This is a genomic window from Paenibacillus sp. PL2-23 (assembly GCF_040834005.1).
Lineage (GTDB): Bacteria > Bacillota > Bacilli > Paenibacillales > Paenibacillaceae > Pristimantibacillus.
Genome location: NZ_CP162129.1, coordinates 2,372,631 through 2,395,569 on the forward strand (window position 1 = coordinate 2,372,631; position 22,939 = coordinate 2,395,569).

Sequence of the window (22,939 nt, forward strand, 5' to 3'; positions counted from 1 at the left end):
ACAGAAAGCCCGGCATTCAGGAAGTCCTGCGACTTCGCGATGCCGGGCTTTTGGTTAGCGTGTACAGCATGTTCTCTCTTATGCTTTGTCGTAAGGATGGATCGTCACGATGGTGCCGTCTTCGTTATATTTCAGCTCCGTGAATTTGACAGAACGTTTGTTGTCTGCTCCACCGGATAAGGAGCTGTCGTGGTAGAACAGATACCACTTGCCGTCAAACTCAACAATGGAGTGGTGGGTGGTCCATCCGATCACCGGCGTCAGGATTGTGCCTTTGAAGGTGAAGGGTCCTGTAGGGCTTTCGCTCACCGCATACACGAGCTTGTGCGTAGAGCCTGTCGAGTAGGACAAATAATACCGTCCATTGTAAGTGTGCATCCACGGCCCTTCGAAATATCTGCGCTCCTCATCACCGGCAAGAAGGGGCTGCCCATTCTCATCGACAATTGAGATTTCTTGAGGAGCAGTCTTGAAGGTGAGCATATCCTCGCTTAACTCGGCGACAATTGGTCCAAGCGCAGGCGCGTCGGCGGCTGGTCCCTCTGCCTCTGGCACGAAGCTGCCAGTCTGCCATTTCTCGAGCTGGCCTCCCCATAATCCGCCGAAATACATATAAGCTCGATTATCTGAATCAATGAATACGGCGGGATCAATGCTGAAGCTTCCCGGGATATAGCTTGGCTCAGGAGTGAATGGACCGGCAGGCGATGCACTTGTGGCAACGCCGATGCGGAATATGTTGTCGTGATCCCGCGCCGGGAAAAATAAATAATACGTATTGTTTTTGAAAGCGGCGTCCGGAGCCCACATTTGTTGCTTGGCCCACGGCACGTCCTTGATGTGAAGCGCTTGTCCATGATCGACGCAGGGCGCGTCCGGGTTATCCATGGATAGGACATGATAGTCCTCCATATCATATTGATCCCCGTTGTCATTGGACTGCTTCTCATGATCCAGGTCATGGGAAGGGTAAACATAAATTTTGCCTTCGAACACATGAGCGGACGGGTCAGCGGTATAAATATGAGTCACTAACGGTTCATTCTGCTTCGGCATGTCGTAATCTCCTTCTCCGTTTCTGAACAGGCATAGGTATCCGTTTAATTTTAATAAATTTTCATCGCTCCAGCCACCTTAGAAAGTATTGCTTTTATTATAAAATCTATAGGTTTTTCTTCAGGCAAGCCGGGAGCCTAATTGCCGGATGCGCTCCAGCCACTTTGCACGCTTCTCGGGGGTGGATGTTTTGACCGGTCCAATCTCCGTTACCCGAACGGGACGAATCCCGCAAAAACTCAGTATATTCCGCTTCATCACATTGTGCCCTGCCTGCCGATAAATGAATCGGTTGTACCACGAGGGCGTATCCATCGTGACAATGAGATGCGCTGTTCTGCCCTTCAGGAGCTTATCCCATAAGCTGGAGCTCTCCCGGTACTTGAAGGCGAAGCCCGGCAGGAAGATGCGGTCGATGAAGCCCTTGAGCACAGCCGGCATGGAGCCCCACCAGGTAGGATATACAAACACAAGATGCTCGGCCCATTGGATCAGCCTCTGCGCCTCCAGCAAGTCCTCCTCAAGCTCCGTTCTTTGGCGGAAGCCGAACTGCAGGTTCGGGTTGAAGGTGATGCGGCTGAGGTGGATGGTCTGTACCTCCGCTCCCCTCTCAGCCGCTCCCTTGCTATATGCGTCAGTCAGAGCCGCACAATAGCTTAGCGGGTCGGGATGTCCGTTGATGATGAGAATTTTCATAGTCATGAGGGTGTTCCTCCTATATGATAGTAATGAGCAGCTGCAACTAGCATATAGGGATACCTTGAAATAAAAAATGATGGGATGCGCAACAAAGGTGTGAAATGACGCAAAGGAGGGACCAGGCTTGGCGGATCAAGGCGTAGCGGTCTCGATGGTGTACCCCCTGTTGAAATCATTAACACACAGAAGGGTTGAGCCCTCCAAGTTCTTCGAGCATGCAGGCTTCGATGCCCGTGTGCTGAAGGATGTGGAGGCGCGAATTCCGGGAGAAGAGCTGGAGCGATTAATGAAGGAGGCGGCAGCTTATACGGGTGATGAGCATTTTGGTCTGCAACAGGGCCAGATTACGGATTTCGCCGATATGGGCATCCTCGGTTACGTCATGATGCATTCCGGGAAGGTAAGTGACGCGCTGCAGGCTTATGAGAGATATAACACGATATTGTGCAGCGGCTTCAATCTGGAGCGGGAGCTGGCCGGAGATGAGCTGAGGCTAAGGTTAGTCCTGCAGCAGCCGGGCAGCATGTCTCGGCACTGCGTCGAGGATATGGCGAGCTCGGTCTACCGGATGATCTGCCGCATCAGCAATCGGACTGTGCCTCTGCTAGGCATTCAATTCTCACATGGCAAGCCATCGGATACGGCTCCGTATGTGTCTTGCTTCGGCACGGTTCCCGTATTCCAAGGGCCGGATAATATACTGAGGCTGGCGCGTGAGGTGCTCGATTATCCCGTCCTTTATGCCGATCCCAAGCTGCTGGCGGCGTTCGAGGCGATCGCGCAAGAGACGATGGACGGCTTGACGCCAGCGGACAGTGTGTCCGCACAGGTGACGAGATGGATAAAGGCGAATATGGGTGCTTATTTCCCCACGCTGCGGCAGACCGCTGAGGCGCTTGGCACCAGCGCGAGGACACTCCAGCTCAAGCTGAAGAAGGAGAACACAACCTTCCACAGCTTGACGGCAGCCGTTCGCAAGGAGCTGGCCATGGGCTATCTGAAGCGACGAGAATATTCAATTGGCGATATCGCGTACGCGCTTCACTTCTCGGAGCCGAGCGCATTCCAGAGCGCCTTCAAGAGATGGACGGGAATGACGCCGGGACAATACCGGGAGCTTTATTCCACCCACTGAACGATCTGTTCAACAGCTCTTCTTGTTTTCTCGCGGGGCTCTCGTGCCCGGTAACCGAATGCGGCCATGCAGGAAACGCCAAACTCATTGCCCTTCAGAAGTCCTTCGCTTCGCAGCAGCTCTTCAACCTGATGTTTATCGAAGCCCTCAATCGGGCAGGAATCGATGCCGATCATCGCAGCTGCCGTCATCATGTTTCCTAGCGCAATATAAGTCTGACGACTGGCCCATTCGAACATCGCTCGGTCGTTGCCAAGCAGCTCGAAGTCGTGTTCGAGAAACTTGCCATACCTCTCTCCTTTCTGGCCAATAACCTCCTCGGGAAGCTGCTGGACCTCTCTCATCATCGTCTGGATATGCTGGGACGAAGGATGCATGCTGTCTGCGGTACGAGTCAGCAGCACCATGAAATGGCTTGCTGTTGGCAATGTTTTTTGCGCTCCCCACGTGATCGGCAGCAGCTTGCTCCGCAATTCGGAGCTTTGCACGATTAGAAATTTCCACGGCTCGAAGCCGAATGAGCTGGGGGACAAGCGGCCAGTTTCCATTATAAAGTCGAAGTCAGCCCTCGAAACTTTACGGTCAACGTCAAATTCCTTGGTTGCATGACGGAAGCGATAGGCCTCCAGAATTTGTTCCTTTAACATGTAGCATCCACTCCTTTAATCTTATTAGCCCTTATTATAGGAGATAGGCTCACGGGATGTAAGTACGCACAATGATGTGCCGTAGTATCAAGAATGATACTAATGGGAGCTTTGCTCAAGATCTGAAGTGGCTGACTCGCAGGTCCTGTTCCTGTTCCTGTGAGCATTGCCCCAGTCCCGCATCATCAGAATAATGGGCTCAAGCGTACGGCCGAATTCCGTTAACGAATATTCCACTCTCGGAGGGATCTCCTGGAACACTTCGCGATGAATAACCCCGTCCTCCTCCAGCTCTCTCAGCTGTAATGTGAGCATACGCTGAGTGATAGTGGGGCAAATATTACGAAATTCGTTGAATCGTTTGGTCCCGTCAATCAGATGGTATAAAATAATGCCTTTCCACTTTCCGCCGATCACGTCGAGTGTATATTCTACCGGACACCCGCCTCCCGTTTGATGAAGGGGTCCATATCCAGCTTTCCGGTTGCGCATAACGGCACACCTCTTTCTTGCTTGCATGATTACTTATTGTAAGGATTATGTCGAGCAGGAGCAACCATTGGCAGTGGAACATAGAGAAAGCCGTTCGCATCATGGACGCAAACGGCTTTTTTATCCAGCTTATGGAACGATCTTGCCCCCGGCCTTGTACATGGCATACCACTCTTCACGCGTGAGCGGAATGTCGGAGCCTTGGCAGGAATCCTTGAGTCGGGTAACGTTGGTTGTGCCGGTTATGACTTGAATGTTCGCAGGATGGCGTGTAATCCAGGCAACGGCTATCGCCGTGGTCGTCACCTCGTATTTGGCGGCGAGCTCGTCCATCAGCTTGTTCAGCTCCGGATACGTCTCCAGATCGCCTAGGAACGGACCGTTGAAGAAGCCCTTCTGGAACGGAGACCAGGCTTGAACCGTCATATCGTGCAGTCGGGAATAATCCAGTATGCCGCTGTCCCGGTTCACAGATTGGGCATGGTCCATATTAAGCGCGATGCCGGAGTCGATCATCGGCGTGTGAGTCACGCTAAGCTGCAGCTGATTGACGACAAGCGGCTGCTTGACATATTTTTTGAGCAGCTCGATCTGAAGCGGAGTATGGTTGGATACGCCGAAATGGCGAACCTTGCCGCTTGCTTGCAGCTGATCGAACGCTTCGGCAACCTCCTCCGGTTCAACAAGCGAGTCCGGACGGTGCAGCAGCAGGATATCGAGGTAGTCGGTATTCAGCCGTTTCAGAATGCCATCCGTTGATGCTAGAATATGCTCCTTGGAGAAGTCGAAGTAGCCGCTGCGAATCCCGCATTTGCTCTGCAGAATCATCCCATCACGAATGGAGGGGTTCATGCCGATTGCTTGAGCGAAATGCTCTTCGCATTCGCCGCCGCCGTAGATGTCGGCATGGTCGAAGAAGTTCACGTTCTCCTCCATAGCTGTGCGAATCAGCGCCTCTGCCTCCGGCAGCGACAGTTGTTTAATACGCATGCAGCCCATAATAATATTGGATGCTTTCAGATCAGTGCCCGCAATGTTTATGTATTTCATTCCAATATTGCTCCTCTCGATTGATCTTCATTTATAAGATAAGGTATAGAGTGAACTCGAGGTCAACAACCTTTTTGCAAAGTTTTCTGGGGGGCCGCTAACGCTTGACATTGACAAAAAAGTTTCCCTCTAGTAATCTCAAAGCACCGAACGACGACACGAACGGGAGAGGGACATCATATGAGCTTTACCATCTCACAGGTTGCCCAAAGAACAGGGCTTACCATACATACGATCCGATATTACGACAAAGAGGGGCTGCTGCCGTTCGTCGATCGAATGAACGGAGCAAGAGTGTTCCAGGAGCAGGACATTGATTGGATCGATCTCATCTGCTGCCTGAAGCAGACGGGCATGCCGATCAAGGATATTCGAATACTGATCCGGCATTGCATGGATCACGACGCGGTGCTGGAGAAAGGGCTGCAAATTTTGATCCGCCACAGGGAGAACGTCGAGGCGCAGCTGAAGTCGCTGCAGGACAGCTTGAACACGATTAATTATAAAATTCAGCATTTGCCGCGAATGTACCGGGAGAAATTTTCTTCGGAGGCGGCGGTCGCAGCAGGCAAGGACGAATAACACAATGAAAAACATCGATCCCAGGGGGTCGATGTTTTTCATTGTAGCAAGCAATTTTAAGAGGCGTAGATGGAGTGCCAATCGATAGTGCTACTCCGGGACAGCACCTCCGAATCGATTCTTGAACCGCGAGAGCGCAATCAAGGGCCATATGTAGCGGTAGCTGTGATAATGGATGTAGAAGGTGCCAGGCAGACCCGCACCCGTAGGGTAACGGGACGTCCAATTGTCCTCATGCAGCATATCGCATAGTCGGAGCATGCCTCGTTCGATCTCGGAAGTGGCGGAAGGGGACGCCGCGATCAGCGCTTCAAGAGCCCATGCGGTGTGCGACGGCGTGCTGGCACCAAGCGGTACGTAGCTCCCACTGGAATCGCTGCTGCAGGATTCGCCCCAGCCGCCATCCTCGTTCTGAATGTGGAGCAGCCACTCGCAGCCTTTTCGCACGGCATCATGCTCGGAGCTAAGGCCGGCTGCAGTCAGGCCTGTTAACGCTGCCCAAGTTCCATACACATAACAGATTCCCCATCGCCCGTACCAGGAGCCGTCCTCCCGTTGATTGCGGAGCAGCCAGTCGGCGCCGCGGCGCATGATGCGGTGATCGCCGCGCAGACGGGCGAATCGGCCTAGAAATTCAAGTGTTCTGCCCGTCAAGTCCGGCACGGAAGGGTCGATTGCCGCAGCCTTGGCCCCATCAATGGCAAGCATCGTCAGCAGCTTATTGTCGATATTTCTCTCGAAGGCTGGCCAGCCGCCGTCCTTGTTCTGCATCGATAACGTCCAGGAAAGTCCTCTGTTCCATGCGTCCTGGAAGGGTTCGTCCATGGATGAGAATGGTCGGATGGCGCGAAGCGCGGCTGTCGTATCGTCAACATCCGGGTTGATCGTATTCGTCTCGGAGAAGCCCCAGCCGCCTGGAGCGGCGTTGGGGTTGTTCCTGCTCCAATCTCCCTTGCGAGTATGCTGCTTGCCAAGCAAATAATTAGCGGCTTTCACGATGACGGGATGATGACGCGGCACGCCGGCTTGCTGCAGCGCATAGGCCATCAAGGCCGTATCCCAAATGTCGGCAGGAGAATTTTGAATCGTTGTACAGGTTTTGCAGCGCATGGCCGCGAGTGCTTCGCAAGCTTTATGGATAAGGGGATGGCTGCGCTCATAGCCAAGGGCAAGGAGAGCGAATACAAGGAGCACTGTGCTGGTAGCATAGCTGTATAGAGAGCCGTCCGATTCCAGCCGCTGAAGCATAAATTGTTCCGCCTTGTCTGCGGCGGCATCTTGCAGAGAACGGGGGCTGCCGATAAGCCGGGCCAAGCCTTCGCCAAACGCTGCGAGCGAAGCGTTGCCTGTATGGCTGGACGGCTCGGTCGCTTCGCGTGACGGGAAGAGGTCCGACAGGTCAGGAAGCCGGTCCGGTCGAATCGCAAACGTCCGGGACGCCATAACTAGCATGGGCACAAGATGCACACGCGCGTATCCGGAGAAGGAGAAGAGGTTCAGCGGCATCGAATCTGGAATGAGCATAATTTCCAGCGGGATGGAGGTGAGGGAGAGCGGCCAATCCTGTTGCCCGGTTGCGGACAGAATAGCTTTGGTCAGGATGCTGTCCGCTTGATCCGCACCGCCTTTGGTCAGTATAAAAGCCTTGGCCCGTCTCATTGCAGCATCCTCCGGCCGGCTGTAGCCAGAGCTCAACAGGGCGTAATAAGCCTCAATAGTGGCAGACAGGCTGCCATCGGCTTCGTCCCGAAACCAACGCCAGCAGCCGTCCGGCTCTTGCTGCGATAGAATCCGATCGTGCAGCTGCTGGATTAACGCTTCGTTGTCGTCCCGCTCCAGGCAGCGATACAGCAGGATGACATACGCGTCAATGATAGTGCCGTTCTCGAAGCAAAATCGCCAAGTGCCGTCCTCCTCTTGCCTGCCGAGCAAATCATCTGCCAGCATTCCGAGCTCGCGATCGACCCGCCTTTTCGTCTCATTCAATTCACCTGCACCTCCCGCCGGCGTTTTTACCATTGTATGAGTGCGTTGAGGTGGAAATGTGGCGAGGGAGGTAAGAAAGAGCTTAAAACTGCCACATCGGTTCCCCGTTGACCTTAGCAGCCGGTGTATTGTCGTCTTCCAGCTGGAGCTCAAGCATGTCGCCGTTAAACAAGCTGTAACGACCTCCAAGCTTAGCATCGGAGAACAAGGGCTGTCTGTTACGGCTGGAAGCAATAAATGCCCCTAATGAATCGATATGGTGCAGCGAGGCTTCCGCTACTGTCACGGCTTCCATCACGATAACGTTGCCCTCGGAGCCTTCTGAACGCACATCATATCGATCCGTTCCCCGTTCGATTCGGAGATGATGCAACGCATGTATGGCTATGTACGTGTCATTGACCTTGCCATAGAGCGATGTACCCTCCAGCGTCCACTCGGTGCCGGAGTCGGGGAGAGGAAGAATTCCTGCAATGTCGCTCCCTTGTGGATGCGGCCGGTATATGGCAATTACACACCCGCGATGGATCGCAATTTCTTCACAATCGCCGCTATGCCGTGCGTCGTGGGCGCCCGCAGGGGAATAGAAATACGCTTGATTAACAGAGTCTTCTCGTATAGGAAAAGAAAAATCCCATCGCCGCTGCTCGTTGTCGAACTCCAGCCGCCGTTCCTTCATGCCGCCGAGAGCGAATTGTTCCGTCATGTAGGTATAGCTGTGCAGCCTGCTCTGTGGTTGTTCAGCGGACAAAGGGTAAGTACGTTTATGCTCAATCGGGTATGTTCTATTGAACACGCGACTGCGGACCGCATCAGAAATATCATAAGCAAGCAAGCCTGCATATTCCACTCTCGGCCATTGATCCGGCATCGGGATATCGCCGAATTGCACATAATCCATTGCCAAGTTGCGATCGGCAGGTGCGTCATGCGGCCAGGAGCGACAGTGAGGGCCAACCCATGCACCATGCAAATAATAGGAGGCGCGTTCCTCCCACAGCCATTCCAGCAATTCCGATAAATCCTTGCGAACCGCTTCGTCGGTTGCCAGCTCCCATGCAGCGGCGAAAGCCTGTACCCAATGCCAGAACCATGGGAGAGAGCCATATTCCGTCATGCCGTATGTCCGGACTTGGCTTAGAGTAGCCCGGATTCGCTCATGGCTTGCCCGAAGCAGGCTATCGTCGTTATATATGACCGCGTAGATGAGCGCGCCTGCCGTATGCTTCGCTACATGATGACCGAATCGCTCAAGTGGCGTAACATAATATTGGGACTTGTACATGTGCCAGACCGCATTATCGAACGAGTTCCGCAAGGAGCTTGGCATATGTTCGCCGAACTGCTGCAGGAATAAAGCCATGAGCGGTCCCATCAGCTCCACGGGCAGAGGGTGTGGCTTGGCCAGATGGAGCTCTTCTCCGAGCTTAAGCGGGAAATGTCCGTAAGTGGCGCTTGTCGGATCCATGTCCTGCAAGGAAAGCACCTTCTCCAATACGCTTGCTGCAAGCTCGCTCGCCCGTTCGGCCTCCTGCCCGGACAGCAGCTTGCTTTGCGCGGCTGCAAATAGATAAGATGCATCATAGAAATTATCGCGAATATCGCCATGGTACCATAGTCCGCTGGGCAGCAGCGGAGCGGCGAGCGCTCGGCTCGCAATATGGCGAATAACTTGTTCCTTACGTTCTGCGTTACCTGTGGCAGCCAATGAAATCATCCTCTCTCATGTATGTCCCTCTTAATAGCCTTTCCCACCGACTGGACGGAGCTTGATAGGCTCAATTCCGGCAATGAGCGGTCGGGCTCCCTGAATGAGCGCGACTGTAGACGGATTTTTTAGCGATTGCGCATGAGCTTCGGCACTGGTCCATAGCTCCATGACCCAGATCGCATCGGGATTATTTTCGTCCAGGTTGACGAGATACAATTGGCAGTCCTCATTGTCCTCCAAGCCTTGAGCGGCTTGCAATAAGATATGTGCGAGCTCCTCGCGTTTGCCGGGCTGCGCAATTAATTTGCCTGTCATGGAATATTTGCTCACAATCATTCATCCTCTCATGTAGACGTTCTTTAAAAACGATATAAGCCGAGCTTACCACAATTTAGGCAAGACGCTCCATTATTCAAAGAAAATAAAGTGTGAAGACATGGGGATGTTATGTGCACACAACAAAAAACCGTCGTGATAGGGAATACCTTCGCGGCGGTTTATTGCGTCGGCGCCATAACGAGCGTAACGAAATAAACTTTATAAAAGTTAGTATTGCACATTGAGTTAGAAGGGTTTATAATGTGCCTATGCCGGTTGCATTTCAATGGCGGAGGGCGAATGGGAATGCAGCCGATAAAAATAATAAAAATTGTGCTAGATCCAAGCACATATTAAAAGGGAGAGAATGTTTTCATGAGCAATGTTTTATTCATCAAAGCGAACGATCGTCCAATCGAAATGGCAGTCAGCGCACAAATGTACGATTCCTTTCTGAAGGGCTTCAAGGAAGCTAATCCTGAAGCAAACATTACGGAGCTGGACCTGTTCGGGGAGAAGCTCCCTTATTATGATAACGCCATGATGACTGGCTTATTCAAGGAAGCGAAAGGCATGGAAGCAACGGCTGAGGAGCAGGAGCTTGCGGCTGTCGCGAACCGTTACCTGGAGCAATTCTTGGCGGCGGACAAGGTTGTATTCGCGTTCCCGCTCTGGAACTTCACAATTCCTGCGCAGCTGCTTACGTATTTCTTCTACATTACGCAAGCTGGCAAAACGTTCAAATATTCGGAGCAAGGTCCTGTTGGACTTGTAAGCGACAAAAAAGTGGCGCTGCTGAACGCAAGAGGCGGCGTGTACAGCGAAGGCCCGGCTCAGCAAATCGAGATGTCGCTGAAGTATGTCGCTACAATGCTTGGTTTTATCGGCGTTCATCAGACAGAAACGATTGTCATCGAAGGGCATAACCAATTCCAGGACCGCAAGGAAGCCATTATTGGCGAAGGTCTGCAGAAAGCTTATGAGGCTGGCCAAGCATTCTAAGTTTCACTAGATGATATTCCAGTAGATTGCCAAGGCTGGTAGAACACCATATAATGAAGGGAGACTGCGGGAGCCGCCGACCAAGGAGGAGAACGAAAATGAGTGTAGCGGATAAGGGGATTGACTTCGGACCGCCGCATTTCAAGATCGCGATGCACGCCGTTGCGAGACTTGCCCAGAAGAACTGCGTGTTGTCAAGCGCCGTCATTGCGGGCCAAGTGGATTCGCACGCCACGTTTTTGCGAAGAGTTCTTCAATCGCTGGCGGCTGCGGGAATCGTAGAATCCCGGGGTGGGCGAGAGGGCGGCTACTTCCTGAAGAAGCCTGCCGACAGCTTGACGCTGGGCGAGATTTATGAGGCTGTCCATCCGGGCAAGAGGGAATGCTGCGAGGAGGACCCTTGCGGGACGGGGCAGAGCGAGTGCGGGGAAGCGGGCATTCAACTGGATCGGGAGCTGGAGAATATTTTGCACGAAGCGGAGAGGCATACGATTCAATATTTGAATCAATTCACCCTGCAGGAAGTGATGTGCAGAATTCCCTATTTCCAGCATGGTGCGAAGTCAACAACTTAATGACAATGACAAAACCGGGGCTAGCCCCGGTTTTTTGTCATCTCAAGGGTGGGTCCAGATGCGTAATACGTGCTATTCGCCCCGTATCGACGAAACCTCGTATATTCTGACAAAAAAGGCTCGTTTACAGCGTATGTACGGCTTAGTATAATGAATTCGTTCAGCATTCCGGCCAGGAAAGGGTGTTGCCCCTTGCGCGAGAATCAACGAATTGTTATTGATGTCTATGAAGTGCTGGAGCAGCTTGGCATAGAGCCCGAGGCTGTCCCATTTCTGAATGAACAGCCCAGCGAAAGCGGGGAAGAGGCTAGCCTAAAGCGCGTTCCGCTCTTATAAAATCAATAAATCTCCTGGTTTCCTCGTTCGTCAGCGTACGTCCGTCGATGGTGAGCTCGAAGCGCTCCGTGACGGATTCGTCGGCAAGCTCCACACGGCTCAAAAATTCAGACACGTGAGGGTTCACCGAGGCTGTCGGATTCATGCTTCTGCCCATCAGATAGTCCAGCGAGACATGGAAAAAATCAGCGATCCGGCTGAGCAATTCATAATCCGGCTCCCTGCGGTTCGTTTCGTAATGGGATAGCGACGCGCGCGTAATACCGAGCAGTCCGGCAAGCGTCTCCTGGTTCATGCCCCTCTTCTTGCGGAGCTCGGCAATCACCTTGCCATAACGTTGCATAGTCATTTCCTCCCGATCAAGGGTCCCGTTATTGTGACAATATGCCTATTATTATACCAAGCTTGATCATATAGTGCTATACGCAACCTATTCGCCTGTCGGATTATGCCGTGAGGCTTGTTTGCGTTAACTGGAGGGATGCTCTTCCCGGAGCACGGACTCCACCTTGGCAAGATGCTCCCGGATACGCCTTACTGCTTCAGCCGGACTGCCCTCCGCGATGGCTTGGTAGATAGAGCGGTGCTCCTCCAGCAGTCTTTCCGCCGTTGCTTGCTCACGGTAGAACCACAGCTCCCGGGTTTGTCCAATCGTTTCACTAAAGCGCTGGGACAGCGAATCCATCAGCTGGCTGAGCAAGGAATTGCGCGATGCTTGGGCAATAGCCGCATGGAAAGCTGCGTCTGCGCGTTCACCCGCTGCGGTATCCTGGTCGCGAAGCGCCAGCTCCATGCTGTTCAGGATGTCCGATAATTGCTGCAGGTCCTCCTCCGTTCGCCGTTCCGCCGCATAAGCGACGGTTCCCGCCTCCAATATGTGCCGGACCTCCAGAAGCTCCAATATGGACTGCGCCCTTTGGAAAAGAGGCACTCCGCCAGCAGGATCAGAATCTGAGGGCAGCTCCTTCTTCACAAATGTGCCGCCTCCGTGCCGGATATCCAGCCAGCCCGTCGCTTTGAGGGCGCTCAAGGCTTCCCGGATAGTCGAACGGCCGACGCCGAACTGGGTGGACAGGTCCACGACAGATGGAAGCCTGGAGCCTGGCGGCCAGACGCCTTCCGCTATTTTCTCCAATATAATACGGCCTACGATTTCATGCCCCTTCTCCGTCTCGATCCTCATGGGATTCATCGCCTTCCTCTATACGCGTCTCAAAAAATAGATGTATTTCTATCTAAGCATAAGCTATAATGATTGAAAAGTCATCTGATGACCTGATCAATTAGAGGGAGGCTCTATTACATATGCCCAAGCTTAAGCCTGAATTGTCGCAGCAGCTCCGCTCCATCGTTGGCGATGCCTATTATCGCGAGGATCGCGAGGCGCTTGTCGCCCACTCCTATGACGGAACGCCTATGCTCCAATCGCTTCCCGACGGTGTCATCTATCCATCGTCAACAGCTGAGGTATCCGCCATCATGAAGGTGCTGCATGCCCATCGCGTGCCGCTCGTCAGCCGTGGCTCAGGCTCCAATCTATGCGGCGGCACGGTGCCCGTTGAGGGCGGCATCGTCATGGTTATGCATCGGATGAACCGGATATTGGAAATTGATGAAGAGAATCTGACGGCAACGGTGCAGCCCGGCATCATAACAGCGGATTATATTGCAGAGATCGAAGCGAGGGGCTTATTCTATCCGCCGGATCCCAGCAGCATGAAGATCAGCACAATTGGAGGCAATATCGCGGAATGCTCCGGCGGGCTTCGCGGGCTGAAATACGGCACCACCAAAGACTATGTGATCGGACTGGAAGCGGTGCTGGCGGATGGCAGCGTCATTCGTACAGGCGGCAAGCTGATGAAGGATGTCGCGGGGTATGATCTGACCAAGCTCCTTGTCGGCTCGGAAGGCACGCTTGCGATCATTACAGAGGCTACCCTGAAGCTGATTCCGCCGCCCAAGACCAAAAAAACAATGCTGGCCATGTACCGCGATTTGTACGGCGCGGCAAGAACAGTGTCGCGCATTATTGAAGCCCGGATCATTCCGGCCACGCTTGAATTTATGGACAATCCGACGATTCGCGTCGTGGATGATTACGCCAAGCTTGGCCTGCCTCGCGATATGGAGGCTATTCTGCTGATCGAGCAGGACGGCGATCCGGAATCGGTGGAGCGGGACATCGCGCGAATTCAGGGAATCTGCGAGGCGGAGCGCGCTGACCGCGTAGAGGTGGCGGAGAGCCGAGAGGAGGCAGAGCGGCTGCTGACAGCTCGGCGCAGCGCCTTCACCGCGCTTGCCCGCCTTCGTCCCACCACCATATTGGAGGACGCAACGGTTCCAAGATCGCGTATAGCCGATATGGTGCTCCGCATTAACGAAATTGCGCGCAAATATAACGTCACGATCGCCACGTTCGGTCACGCGGGAGACGGCAATCTGCATCCTACCGCCACCACCGACGCAAGGGATGCGGAGGAAATTCATCGCGTGGAGGAAGCCTTCGCGGAAATTTTCGAGGCCTCCATCGAGCTGGGCGGGACCATAACGGGCGAGCATGGCGTTGGGCTCGTCAAGGCGCCTTATTTGGCATGGAAGGTTGGCGAGCCCGGCATAGAGGTGATGAAGGGCATCAAAGCCGCCTTCGATCCCCATAATCTGTTGAATCCCGGCAAAATATTCGCCAAGCAAACCAAAAAAAGGGTGGTCATTCAGCATGGCTGAAATAAATATCAGACGAAAACCGAATATCCAGCATGCGAATCCTCTGGCGCAGACGCTGCTGAACAAGCTGGATTATGATCAGCTCACGAATTGTATGCGCTGCGGCTTTTGTCTTCCGGCTTGTCCCACCTTCCGGGAGACGGGCATTGAGCCGGAATCCCCTCGCGGCAGAATCGCACTGATGAAGGCGGTCGCCGACGGGTTAATGGATCCGGACCAGGCGTTCCAGGATCAGATGAATCATTGCCTGGGTTGCCGCGCCTGCGAGCCGGCTTGTCCAGCCGACGTCAAATACGGGGCGCTGATCGAGCAGACCAGAGACGCCATTGAGGCTCATGCGGAGCACCGCGCCCCTGTCGCAGGCTTACGTAAGCTGATGTTCCGCGGCGTATTCCCGAAGCGGGCAAGCTTGAAGCTGCTGGGCGGCTCCATGGCGTTGTATCAGAAGTCGGGGCTGCGCAAGCTGGCCAGAGGAAGCGGGATCATGAAGCTGCTGCCGGAGCATCTGCGCGAGATGGAGCGTATATTGCCTGACGCAACATCGAAGGGTGTTGTGGAGCGGCTCGGCTCGTTCTACCCTGCCAAGGGAGAGCCGATTGCCAAGGTCGCGCTGTTCCGGGGCTGCATAATGGACGTGATGTTCGCGGGCACCAACGTCAATACGGTGAAGCTGCTGTCAGAGGCGGGCTTTGATGTTGTGATTCCGGAGTCGCAGGCCTGCTGCGGCGCCTTGCACGCGCATAGCGGTGAGCTGGCCGAGGCTCGGTCGCTGGCGAAAAACAATATTGCGGCGTTCCGGGAAGCGGGAGTTTCGTATATTGTTTCCAACGCGGGCGGCTGCGGCGCGCTGCTGGTGGAATACGATCATCTTCTGCAGGAGGAGCGGGACGAGAGGCTTAGAGAGGACGCCAGGTGGTTCGCCTCCCGCGTTATTGACGTGAGCAGCTTGATTATGGAGCGGGGGCGTGTGCCACGCTTCACGGAGGGTTCCGGCGAGGCTGGCGCCATCGCGATTACCTATCAGGATTCCTGCCACCTGCGCAACGTGATGAAGAGCTCAGACGCGCCCCGGAAGCTTCTCCGAAGCGTGGAGGGTGCCGCATACACGGAGATGAAGGAGGCGGATCGCTGCTGCGGCTCCGCAGGCATCTACAACGTAACCCAGCCGGAGATGGCGGGACAACTACTGAAGCACAAGATGGAGCATGCTTCGGCTACCCAAGCGCGTTATATGCTGACGAGCAATCCCGGCTGTCTGCTTCAGATGAAGCTCGGCATCCAGAAGCATGCTCCGGAGACGCATATGGAAGCCCTTCATATTGTGGATTATTTGCATGAGCGCCTTCAGCCTGCTTCTACATGAAAAACGGCAAAAAAACGAAATAATTAAAGCTTGCGTGCCCAATGCCTGAATGTAAGCGCTGCAAGCTTCGTTTTTTTATCGGAATCCGCTTATTGCGAACGGGAATCGACTTTTACAATATGGCAAGAAAGGAGTAGCATAGGCTCATAACCGAATAAGTGAAACGCTGAGTTTTCCGAAAGGAAAAGCGGGGGAACCAAAGTGGCGCTTACGCAACGATTGAACGATACATTGCGCCGTCACAGGGGTGAATCCATTTGTATGGTAGGGAGAGCTCGACTCCCGAATCCGACAGCTAACCTCGTAAGCGTTGCTCGAGAGATAAAGGCGTTCACTTGTGACCTATGTTACCTAGACCACAGAGAGCTTGTTTCTCTGTGGTCTTTTTGCTGTTGTGAATTGAGGAGAAGAGAGGCCTGGCGATGATGAGGAAGCAATTTGTGGTAATTGGCTTGGGCAGGTTCGGAGGCAGCGTCACCAGGACGCTGCTGTCCATGGGCCACGAGGTTATGGGCATTGACAAGGACGAGAGGATTGTGCAGGAGTTCGCCTCCGTTATGACGGAAGTGTTCCAGGCGGATTCTACAGACGAAAATTTGATGCGAAAGCTTGGCGTCCGCAATATGGATCATGCCATCGTGGCGATTGGAGAGGATCTGCAGTCCAGTATTCTGACGACGCTGATCTTGAAGGATCTGGGGCTCAGGACGGTGACGGCCAAGGCGACAAGCGACTACCATCAGCGCATGCTGGAGGGTGTTGGCGCCGATCATATCGTACACCCGGAGCGGGATACCGGCATCAGGGTTGCTCATCAGGTAACCTCCAAAAATATGATCGAATATGTGGAGCTCTCCCCCGAGCACAGTCTAGTGGAGGTGCTTGCGCCGTCCACATTCAACAGCAAAACGTTAAAAACGTTAAATTTTCGAGCCAAATACGGCTGCTCCGTTATGGCGATCCGCAGAAAGCGGGGCGAGCTGATCGTATCCCCTTATGCCGATGAGGTCATTTTTGAGGGCGATATGCTTGTCGTCATTGGCAATAATAAGGATATTCAGCGTTTCGAGAGAGCGCTTGAGGATTAATGGGGGCCATTATGGACATTGCGGGCTTACGGAACAAAAGGGGGCTGAATCCGCATCAGTGGACGATTATTGGCTTTGCGGCCATTATAGCGGCGGGCGCGCTGCTGCTGGCGCTTCCGGTGTCGTCGGCAGACGGAGAATCCGTCGGCTTGCTGGACGCCCTCTTCACCGCGACATCGGCCGTTTGCGTCACCGGACTGACAGTTATTGATACGGGAACGTCCTTCTCATTGTTCGGACAATACGTCATTATGCTGCTTATCCAGATCGGCGGTATGGGCTTTATGGCTTATGGGGTTATTATTGCCTTATTGCTGGGCAAACGAATTGGACTCAAGCACCGTGTATTCATCCAGGAATCCACCAAATCGACCTCCATTAAAGGGCTGGTCAAGCTGGTCAAGGCGATTGTGCTGATTACCTTCTCATTCGAGGCAGCCGGCGCCGCGCTGCTGTGGCTACGATGGATGCCGGAGCTGGGAGCGGGGCAAGCGGCTTATTATGCCGTCTTCCACGCGGTTTCAGCCTTCAACAACGCCGGCTTCGGGCTTTGGCCGGACAGTCTCGTCGGTTATGCAGGGGATCCTATCGTGAATCTGGCCATTACGAGCCTATTCATCATGGGCGGCATCGGATTTATTGTTATTGTGGATGTGTATCGCAAAAGAAGCTGGAGCCGCTTCTCGCTTCATACCAAGATTGTGCTGCTTATAACAGCGATGCTGTCAGGTGGAGGGTTTCTGGTCATACTGGGGCTTGAGCTGCTTAACCCCGCTGTGTTCGGCGCCCTGAGCTGGCCCGAGAAGCTGTGGGCCGCTTATTTCCAAAGCGTAACGACTAGAACCGCAGGCTTTAATACGGTCGATTTGACGGGAATGCTGGCCGCTTCGCAATTTTTGATGATCTTTTTGATGTTTATTGGCGCCTCCTCCGGCTCCACGGGCGGGGGGATCAAAACCAATACGTTTATGGTGCTGCTTGTGGCGATGTACAGCAGCATTCGCGGACGCCGCCAGATTCATGTGTTCAACCGAAGAATATCGACCGAAATTGTGCTGAGCGCCTTGTCCGTTATTATCATTTCGCTAGGGCTCGTATTAACGGTTTCCTTCTTGCTCTCCATTACGGAAGCCGGCCAGCCATTTCTTAGTCTGCTGTTCGAGGCGACCTCCGCATTCGCTACGGTAGGCATGACGATCGGGGTGACGCCGGAGCTTTCGCCCATTGGCAAGATCATTATTATATGTACCATGTTCGCCGGACGGCTGGGGCCGCTTACGCTTGCTTATGCGTTAGCCAGCCGGCAGCGGGATAGCAAGATCGGTTATCCGGAGGAGAAGGTGCTTATCGGCTGATAGACGATGGATGGTCATCCATAACGCTGTCCATGCGTTCATTAAGCGCCTCAGGGTCGACGGGTGGGGAAGGCTCGTCGGACAAAGCATATTGATATTTGAGTCGAAGCAAGCGCAAGAGGCTTTCATCGATTCGCTGCTCGGTCAGAATGCCTTGCTCTGCGGCCTGCTCCAGCGCTTGCAGCACCTCCAGCTGAAGCCTCTCTTCATGGCAGACGAGGAGCAGGTCGGCGCCGGCCAGCACAGACTGGACTGCCGCCTCACCCATTCCATACCCCTTGCGCAGGGCGCCCATAGTCATATCATCTGTCATGACAACACCGTCATACTGCAGCCTGTCGCGCAGAAGCTCCCTGATGACGGCAGGCGACAGCGAAGCGGGGCGCTCATCGTCCAGCTGCCGCATGAGCAGATGGCCGACCATTACGGCGTCCGCCCCTTGCCGAATGGCTTCGCGGAACGGAAGCAGCTCGAAAGACTCCAGCTCCTCCAACGATTTGTCGATAAGCGGCAGATCGAGATGGGAATCAACCGCCGTGTCTCCATGTCCCGGAAAATGCTTGACGACAGCCGCGACGCCGCCCTCCGAGAGGCCATTCATACTGGCCAGGCCATGCGCGATAACGTCCTTGGGATTGTCTCCGAACGCGCGGTCACCGATGACCGGGTTGCGCGGATTGCTGTTAATGTCAAGCACCGGCGCAAAGTTCATATTGAAGCCAAGCGCCTTCAGCTCGGTGCCAATCGCTTCGCTAATCTCACGTGTAAACGCGGGATCATTGGCGGACGCGACCTGGCGGGCTGAAGGCGTTTGCCTGAGTTCGCTGGGCAAGCGGCTCACTCGCCCGCCTTCCTGGTCAACTCCAAGCCATAATGGCACTGCATTCTCTCCGTTAGCGGTCTTCAGCTCGTTAAGAAGCGTGTTCGTCTGCTCTGCGGACTTTATATTGCTTCTGAACAGAATAAAGCCTCCCACCTTATCCTCCTGAATCATTCGGAGAGCCGATTCGTTCAGAAAAGTGCCGTCGAGCCCAACCATCACCAGCTGTCCCACCTTGGCTGTCAAATCCATCCTGCGGATGGTTTCCAGCAGCTGGTCGTCAACGGATGGCGTTGGCGTCGGAGTTGCGGCTTGGGAGGGTGCTGGCGTGACGATAGTGGACGTAGGGGCGTCGGTTATCGACGGGCGGTCAGGCTCTTCTTGGCGGTCGCGGTTCGCCAGACCGCAGCTTGCGGTAGCCAGCATAACGGCAATGGCAGCAAAGCATAAGCTTATTCGAACAATATGGGCGTGACGAAGGGTACGGACATGCGGCATCGATGGGCAGCCTCGATTCTCATGTTTTTTTTATTGTAACCGTACGCCCGAAGGGGGTCAAACCCCGCGCTTTTTCATTTGATAAGCTTTTTGCTGTATTTTGAGATAATCGGCGTCGACGCTCGTATCGTACCAGCGGTTCGTATATTCATAGCCGACAAGCGAGCTGGACAGCGCGCCAGCTGCGGAATGGCGGATGTTAGCCACAGGGGAATACGGACCATGAGCATGCGTGCAGTTCTGCTCGGTGTCCAAGCGAGAGGAAGTCATTTCCTGGGATGGAGCTGAGCGACAGGCCGCTTGCTCTGTTTGCCCTGTCGGTTTATCCGGCTGAGCGGGCTCAGGAACCGCGGGCCCCATGGACGTCGGGCATAGCCGAGTAAGCGCGTCGGTCAATTGAATTTCACCGCCGAGACCCGGCTTTGTCTGCTCCAGGCTATCGAATATATCCGGCAGCAGCAGGTAGCGTCCCATTATTGCAAGATTGGACGGCGGATTCGATTGCGGCTTCTCGATAATGGAGTCTATCGCGAATTCACGCTGGCGAAGCGGCTCTACAGAGACGACTCCATAATGCTGGAGCATATGGGAGGGCACACGCTGCAAGCCGATAATATGCGTGCCGTGCGTCTCATAGCTGCGTATTAACGGAAGCAGCATGGAGCGGCGCGACAGACTGACTTGATCTGGCAGAAGCACAGCTGCCGGCTGGCCCTCGGCGAAGGAGCGGCCTTGCAGAACGGCATGGCCAAGCCCCAGCGCTTCGTGCTGCCGAATGTAGTGGATGTGGGCCTTGGGAGGGCTGATGCTGGGGATCAGATGCTCCTTGCCGCGCCGGGCAAGGAACCACTCTATCTCAATCGATCGGTCAAAATAATCCATAATCGCTGTCTTGTGACGAGAGCAGACGATCAATATTTCCGTTATGCCGGCCAGGAGTGCTTCCTCCACAATGTAGTCAATTGTCGGCCTCCCGGCGATGGGGAACATTTCCTTCGGGACGGCTTTAGTAATCGGCAGATTTCGAATCCCATAGCCGGCAGCTGGGATGATGGCTTTATGAATCAATCGGTTCACCTCTCATGGGATTCTCGTTCACCATAGTATATCTGGTCCGCTAGGTTAATGAAGCATGTACCCCGGCAAAAAAGGGCAAGTGTACAGCCCGTTTCTCCAAGCAGCAAATGAAAAATCGGCAGACCCTGTTAAACGCCGTTTCTCTCCGGCGCCGTCCCGCACATGATGATATACAGCCAAGTTGCAAAGAGAGGATGCAGCTCATGAATATTTGTATAGTAGGGGCAGGGTATGTGGGGCTTACGACCGCTGCTGTTCTGGCCGAGCTTGGCCATCGAGTCGAGTGCGTGGACCGGGATGAGGGACGGATCGAGCGACTGAACCGTGGGATCATACCGATCTATGAGCCGGGCTTGGAGGAGCTGACGGTCCGGAACCGGCAAAGCGGTAGACTGCTCTTCTCCGCGGACGTGCCGGCATCCATGGAGAATAATGAGATGATCATGATTGCGGTCGGCACACCGTCCGGCGAAGACGGAACGGCTGATCTGGTCTATGTGAGAAGCGTTCTGCTTACGCTTGCGGGAGCGATCAAGGATTACAAGATTATTATAATGAAGAGTACTGTGCCGCCTGGCACGGGGGAGTGGGCGGAGCGCTTCCTGCTGGGACGCGATGTCCCTCCGCATAAGTTCGACATCGTATCCAACCCCGAGTTTCTGAGGGAAGGGACAGCGATATACGATACGTTGCATCCTGATCGGATCGTGATCGGCTCCTCCAGCCGCGCGGCGGCGGAGGCCGTTCGCTCGCTGTATTCCGGCATTGGGGCGGAGACGCTTATTACAGGCCGCGCAGAGGCGGAGCTGATCAAATACGGCTCCAACGCGTTCCTCGCGACCAAGCTGTCCTTCGTCAATGAGCTGGCACGGGTGTGCGAAGCGTTTGGCGCAGATATTACGACGGTATCGGCAGGCGTTGGCATGGATTCCCGCATCGGGAGCAAGTTCATGCAGGCCGGCATCGGGTATGGCGGCTCCTGCTTGCCCAAGGACGTCAGCGCCCTGATCGCAGCGTCCGCCGCGAGGGAGGAGGACTTGACCCTGCTCAAGGCCGTTGAACGCGTCAACCAAACGCAGGTCGATGTCTATGTGAGGAAGCTTGCAGCTGTTGCAGGTCCGTTAACTGAAAGCAAGCATGTGGCGGTGTGGGGAGCGACCTTCAAGGAAAATACCGATGACATTCGGCACTCGCAGGCCATTGCGCTCATGAAGCGGCTTGCCGCCATTGGCTGCAGAATCACGGCCTACGATCCCCTTGTTAAGCCTGCCATTGAAGGTGTGGAGTGGATGCCCAGCGCCATTGACGCTGCTGCCGGAGCCGACGCGCTTGTAGTGGCGACGGGCTGGAGCGAGCTTGTGGGGCCAGACTGGAATAAGGTGAAGCGCGCCCTGGCGGGCGATGTGGTGCTGGACGGACGGAACGTGCTTGATCCAGCGAAGCTGGCAAGCGCCGGACTGCGGCATGTAGGAGTGGGACGCACATGAAAATAATCGTAACCGGCGCTGCCGGCTTCGTAGGCTCGCATCTATGCGATAAGCTGCTGCAGAGCGGCCATGAGGTCATTGGGATCGACGCGATGGTGCGGGATGAGCTCCAGGTGATCGGCTTGCGCAATTTGGAATCGGCTATGCGCCATCCAAGCTTTCATTACCGGCCGGATAACCTGCTGGCCATTCCATGGGAGACGGTCCTTCCCGAGGCTGATGTCGTCTATCATCTGGCCGGCATTCCTGGGGTGCGGAGCAGTTGGGGGACGGACTTTGGCCATTACGTCTCCAACAATATTAACGCGACGCAGCGACTGCTGGAGGCTTGTAAGGGAACAGCGCTCAAGAAGCTGGTGTTCGTCTCCACCTCGTCCGTCTACGGAGAGACACTGGGCAAGGTGTCGGAGTCGGCGATGCCGTCGCCGCTTTCGCCCTATGGAGTCTCCAAGCTGACAGGCGAGCAGCTGTGCCGCGTGTATGCGAGAAATGAAGGCATACCGGTCGTTATTCTTCGTTACTTCACCGTCTATGGCCCGCGCCAGCGCTCAGATATGGCTTTCCACCGATTTATCAGGCAAATCCTGCTGAATCGTCCCATTACGATATATGGAGATGGTTATCAGACGCGGGATTTCACCTATGTGGGCGACTGCGCCGAAGCGACGGCGGCCGTCGCCGAAGCTGAGCATGTCATCGGCGAGACCATTAACATCGGAGGCAAGGAGCGTGCGTCTGTACGGGATGTCATCGCGTTGCTTGAGCGTCTAACCGGCAAGCACGCCAAGCTTGTTCGCATCGGCGGCCTAAAGGGTGAGCCGATGCATACCTGGGCGGACATCGCCAAGGCGGAGCGGCTGCTCGGCTATGCGCCGAAGGTGGGGCTGGCGGAGGGCCTGCGCGAGGAAATCGCTTATATGCAAAAGCTACTGTAA

The 22,939-nt window shown here is 54.6% G+C and carries 22 protein-coding genes and 1 riboswitch; of the genes, 10 read left to right on the forward strand and 12 right to left on the reverse strand.

What is annotated here, in order from left to right:
- Positions 1-78: 78 nt before the first annotated feature.
- Positions 79-1,056 (reverse strand): glycoside hydrolase family 43 protein, encoded by a 978-nt coding sequence (locus AB1S56_RS09885; protein WP_340870641.1) that lies wholly within the window; start codon positions 1,054-1,056, stop codon positions 79-81.
- A 120-nt stretch (positions 1,057-1,176) separates the two neighbouring features.
- Positions 1,177-1,758, reverse strand: a complete 582-nt coding sequence (locus tag AB1S56_RS09890; protein ID WP_340870643.1) for an NAD(P)H-dependent oxidoreductase — start codon at positions 1,756-1,758, stop codon at positions 1,177-1,179.
- Positions 1,759-1,879: 121 nt separating this feature from the next.
- Here AB1S56_RS09890 and AB1S56_RS09895 point away from each other — a divergent pair, with 121 nt between their 5' ends.
- Positions 1,880-2,890, forward strand: coding sequence for an AraC family transcriptional regulator (locus tag AB1S56_RS09895; RefSeq protein ID WP_340870645.1), 1,011 nt, complete (start codon positions 1,880-1,882; stop codon positions 2,888-2,890).
- Here the strand turns inward: AB1S56_RS09895 and AB1S56_RS09900 are convergent.
- The 3 genes from AB1S56_RS09900 to AB1S56_RS09910 all read right to left on the reverse strand — a co-directional run bounded on the left by AB1S56_RS09900 (position 2,875) and on the right by AB1S56_RS09910 (position 5,079).
- Positions 2,875-3,537: an NAD(P)H-dependent oxidoreductase gene (locus tag AB1S56_RS09900; RefSeq protein WP_340870647.1), complete on the reverse strand. Its 663-nt coding sequence runs from the start codon at positions 3,535-3,537 to the stop codon at positions 2,875-2,877. The two genes, AB1S56_RS09895 and AB1S56_RS09900, sit on opposite strands and share 16 nt — an antisense overlap.
- 99 nt (positions 3,538-3,636) lie before the next feature.
- The gene (locus AB1S56_RS09905) at positions 3,637-4,029 is read right to left on the reverse strand and encodes a helix-turn-helix domain-containing protein (RefSeq protein WP_340870649.1); all 393 of its coding nucleotides are present in this window, start codon (positions 4,027-4,029) and stop codon (positions 3,637-3,639) included.
- Between the two features lie 129 nt (positions 4,030-4,158).
- The gene (locus AB1S56_RS09910; protein ID WP_340870650.1) at positions 4,159-5,079 is read right to left on the reverse strand and encodes an aldo/keto reductase; all 921 of its coding nucleotides are present in this window, start codon (positions 5,077-5,079) and stop codon (positions 4,159-4,161) included.
- Positions 5,080-5,259: 180 nt separating this feature from the next.
- Here AB1S56_RS09910 and AB1S56_RS09915 point away from each other — a divergent pair, with 180 nt between their 5' ends.
- Entirely contained in the window at positions 5,260-5,661 is a 402-nt protein-coding gene (locus tag AB1S56_RS09915; RefSeq protein ID WP_340870651.1) for a MerR family transcriptional regulator, read from the forward strand.
- Between the two features lie 90 nt (positions 5,662-5,751).
- Here AB1S56_RS09915 and shc read toward each other — a convergent pair whose 3' ends face one another.
- The 3 genes from shc to AB1S56_RS09930 all read right to left on the reverse strand — a co-directional run bounded on the left by shc (position 5,752) and on the right by AB1S56_RS09930 (position 9,688).
- The gene (gene shc / locus AB1S56_RS09920) at positions 5,752-7,647 is read right to left on the reverse strand and encodes a squalene--hopene cyclase (protein ID WP_340870652.1); all 1,896 of its coding nucleotides are present in this window, start codon (positions 7,645-7,647) and stop codon (positions 5,752-5,754) included.
- 82 nt (positions 7,648-7,729) lie between these two features.
- Complete coding sequence (locus AB1S56_RS09925) at positions 7,730-9,355, reverse strand: hypothetical protein (RefSeq protein WP_340870653.1); 1,626 nt, start codon at positions 9,353-9,355, stop codon at positions 7,730-7,732.
- A gap of 30 nt (positions 9,356-9,385) precedes the next feature.
- Complete coding sequence (locus tag AB1S56_RS09930) at positions 9,386-9,688, reverse strand: antibiotic biosynthesis monooxygenase (protein ID WP_340870654.1); 303 nt, start codon at positions 9,686-9,688, stop codon at positions 9,386-9,388.
- 363 nt (positions 9,689-10,051) lie between these two features.
- Between AB1S56_RS09930 and AB1S56_RS09935 the strand changes: the two genes are divergently transcribed.
- Positions 10,052-10,678: an FMN-dependent NADH-azoreductase gene (locus AB1S56_RS09935; RefSeq protein WP_340870655.1), complete on the forward strand. Its 627-nt coding sequence runs from the start codon at positions 10,052-10,054 to the stop codon at positions 10,676-10,678.
- 98 nt (positions 10,679-10,776) lie between these two features.
- A complete protein-coding gene (locus tag AB1S56_RS09940; protein WP_340870657.1) occupies positions 10,777-11,253 on the forward strand; it encodes an Rrf2 family transcriptional regulator in 477 nt (158 codons plus the stop codon).
- Positions 11,254-11,560: 307 nt separating this feature from the next.
- Here AB1S56_RS09940 and AB1S56_RS09945 read toward each other — a convergent pair whose 3' ends face one another.
- Both AB1S56_RS09945 and AB1S56_RS09950 read right to left on the reverse strand, forming a co-directional pair.
- The gene (locus AB1S56_RS09945) at positions 11,561-11,932 is read right to left on the reverse strand and encodes a helix-turn-helix domain-containing protein (RefSeq protein ID WP_340870658.1); all 372 of its coding nucleotides are present in this window, start codon (positions 11,930-11,932) and stop codon (positions 11,561-11,563) included.
- 126 nt (positions 11,933-12,058) lie between these two features.
- Positions 12,059-12,772: a FadR/GntR family transcriptional regulator gene (locus tag AB1S56_RS09950; RefSeq protein ID WP_367903459.1), complete on the reverse strand. Its 714-nt coding sequence runs from the start codon at positions 12,770-12,772 to the stop codon at positions 12,059-12,061.
- 122 nt (positions 12,773-12,894) lie between these two features.
- Here AB1S56_RS09950 and AB1S56_RS09955 point away from each other — a divergent pair, with 122 nt between their 5' ends.
- The 4 genes from AB1S56_RS09955 to AB1S56_RS09970 all read left to right on the forward strand — a co-directional run bounded on the left by AB1S56_RS09955 (position 12,895) and on the right by AB1S56_RS09970 (position 18,122).
- On the forward strand, positions 12,895-14,316 hold the full coding sequence (locus AB1S56_RS09955; protein WP_340870660.1) for an FAD-linked oxidase C-terminal domain-containing protein: 1,422 nt from the start codon (positions 12,895-12,897) through the stop codon (positions 14,314-14,316).
- Positions 14,309-15,679: a (Fe-S)-binding protein gene (locus tag AB1S56_RS09960; protein ID WP_340870661.1), complete on the forward strand. Its 1,371-nt coding sequence runs from the start codon at positions 14,309-14,311 to the stop codon at positions 15,677-15,679. The genes AB1S56_RS09955 and AB1S56_RS09960 overlap by 8 nt, the downstream gene beginning before the upstream one ends.
- Positions 15,680-15,833: 154 nt before the next feature.
- Positions 15,834-16,005, forward strand: a riboswitch (cyclic di-AMP (ydaO/yuaA leader).
- A gap of 96 nt (positions 16,006-16,101) precedes the next feature.
- Positions 16,102-16,767, forward strand: coding sequence for a TrkA family potassium uptake protein (locus AB1S56_RS09965; RefSeq protein WP_340870662.1), 666 nt, complete (start codon positions 16,102-16,104; stop codon positions 16,765-16,767).
- Positions 16,767-18,122, forward strand: coding sequence for a TrkH family potassium uptake protein (locus AB1S56_RS09970; protein ID WP_340870663.1), 1,356 nt, complete (start codon positions 16,767-16,769; stop codon positions 18,120-18,122). The genes AB1S56_RS09965 and AB1S56_RS09970 overlap by 1 nt, the downstream gene beginning before the upstream one ends.
- Here AB1S56_RS09970 and nagZ read toward each other — a convergent pair.
- Entirely contained in the window at positions 18,112-19,440 is a 1,329-nt protein-coding gene (gene nagZ, locus AB1S56_RS09975; RefSeq protein WP_340870664.1) for a beta-N-acetylhexosaminidase, read from the reverse strand. The two genes, AB1S56_RS09970 and nagZ, sit on opposite strands and share 11 nt — an antisense overlap.
- A 57-nt stretch (positions 19,441-19,497) precedes the next feature.
- Positions 19,498-20,508, reverse strand: coding sequence for a UTP--glucose-1-phosphate uridylyltransferase (locus AB1S56_RS09980; RefSeq protein WP_340870665.1), 1,011 nt, complete (start codon positions 20,506-20,508; stop codon positions 19,498-19,500).
- A 212-nt stretch (positions 20,509-20,720) separates the two neighbouring features.
- On the opposite strand from AB1S56_RS09980, the gene AB1S56_RS09985 reads away from it, so the two are divergent.
- Both AB1S56_RS09985 and AB1S56_RS09990 read left to right on the forward strand, forming a co-directional pair.
- Entirely contained in the window at positions 20,721-22,004 is a 1,284-nt protein-coding gene (locus AB1S56_RS09985) for a UDP-glucose/GDP-mannose dehydrogenase family protein (RefSeq protein ID WP_340870666.1), read from the forward strand.
- A complete protein-coding gene (locus AB1S56_RS09990; RefSeq protein ID WP_340870667.1) occupies positions 22,001-22,939 on the forward strand; it encodes an NAD-dependent epimerase/dehydratase family protein in 939 nt (312 codons plus the stop codon). The genes AB1S56_RS09985 and AB1S56_RS09990 overlap by 4 nt, the downstream gene beginning before the upstream one ends.

Excerpts from the sequence above, each read along its gene's own strand:
- AB1S56_RS09885 (WP_340870641.1), bottom strand. The coding sequence starts at position 1,056 with ATGCCGAAGCAGAATGAACCGTTAGTGACTCATATTTATACCGCTGAC.
- AB1S56_RS09890 (WP_340870643.1), bottom strand. The coding sequence starts at position 1,758 with ATGACTATGAAAATTCTCATCATCAACGGACATCCCGACCCGCTAAGC.
- AB1S56_RS09900 (WP_340870647.1), bottom strand. The coding sequence starts at position 3,537 with ATGTTAAAGGAACAAATTCTGGAGGCCTATCGCTTCCGTCATGCAACC.
- AB1S56_RS09905 (WP_340870649.1), bottom strand. The coding sequence starts at position 4,029 with ATGCGCAACCGGAAAGCTGGATATGGACCCCTTCATCAAACGGGAGGC.
- AB1S56_RS09910 (WP_340870650.1), bottom strand. The coding sequence starts at position 5,079 with ATGAAATACATAAACATTGCGGGCACTGATCTGAAAGCATCCAATATT.
- AB1S56_RS09915 (WP_340870651.1), top strand. The coding sequence starts at position 5,260 with ATGAGCTTTACCATCTCACAGGTTGCCCAAAGAACAGGGCTTACCATA.
- AB1S56_RS09935 (WP_340870655.1), top strand. The coding sequence starts at position 10,052 with ATGAGCAATGTTTTATTCATCAAAGCGAACGATCGTCCAATCGAAATG.
- AB1S56_RS09940 (WP_340870657.1), top strand. The coding sequence starts at position 10,777 with ATGAGTGTAGCGGATAAGGGGATTGACTTCGGACCGCCGCATTTCAAG.
- AB1S56_RS09945 (WP_340870658.1), bottom strand. The coding sequence starts at position 11,932 with ATGCAACGTTATGGCAAGGTGATTGCCGAGCTCCGCAAGAAGAGGGGC.
- AB1S56_RS09950 (WP_367903459.1), bottom strand. The coding sequence starts at position 12,772 with ATGAGGATCGAGACGGAGAAGGGGCATGAAATCGTAGGCCGTATTATA.
- AB1S56_RS09955 (WP_340870660.1), top strand. The coding sequence starts at position 12,895 with ATGCCCAAGCTTAAGCCTGAATTGTCGCAGCAGCTCCGCTCCATCGTT.
- AB1S56_RS09960 (WP_340870661.1), top strand. The coding sequence starts at position 14,309 with ATGGCTGAAATAAATATCAGACGAAAACCGAATATCCAGCATGCGAAT.
- AB1S56_RS09965 (WP_340870662.1), top strand. The coding sequence starts at position 16,102 with ATGATGAGGAAGCAATTTGTGGTAATTGGCTTGGGCAGGTTCGGAGGC.
- AB1S56_RS09970 (WP_340870663.1), top strand. The coding sequence starts at position 16,767 with ATGGGGGCCATTATGGACATTGCGGGCTTACGGAACAAAAGGGGGCTG.
- nagZ (WP_340870664.1), bottom strand. The coding sequence starts at position 19,440 with ATGCCGCATGTCCGTACCCTTCGTCACGCCCATATTGTTCGAATAAGC.
- AB1S56_RS09985 (WP_340870666.1), top strand. The coding sequence starts at position 20,721 with ATGAATATTTGTATAGTAGGGGCAGGGTATGTGGGGCTTACGACCGCT.
- AB1S56_RS09990 (WP_340870667.1), top strand. The coding sequence starts at position 22,001 with ATGAAAATAATCGTAACCGGCGCTGCCGGCTTCGTAGGCTCGCATCTA.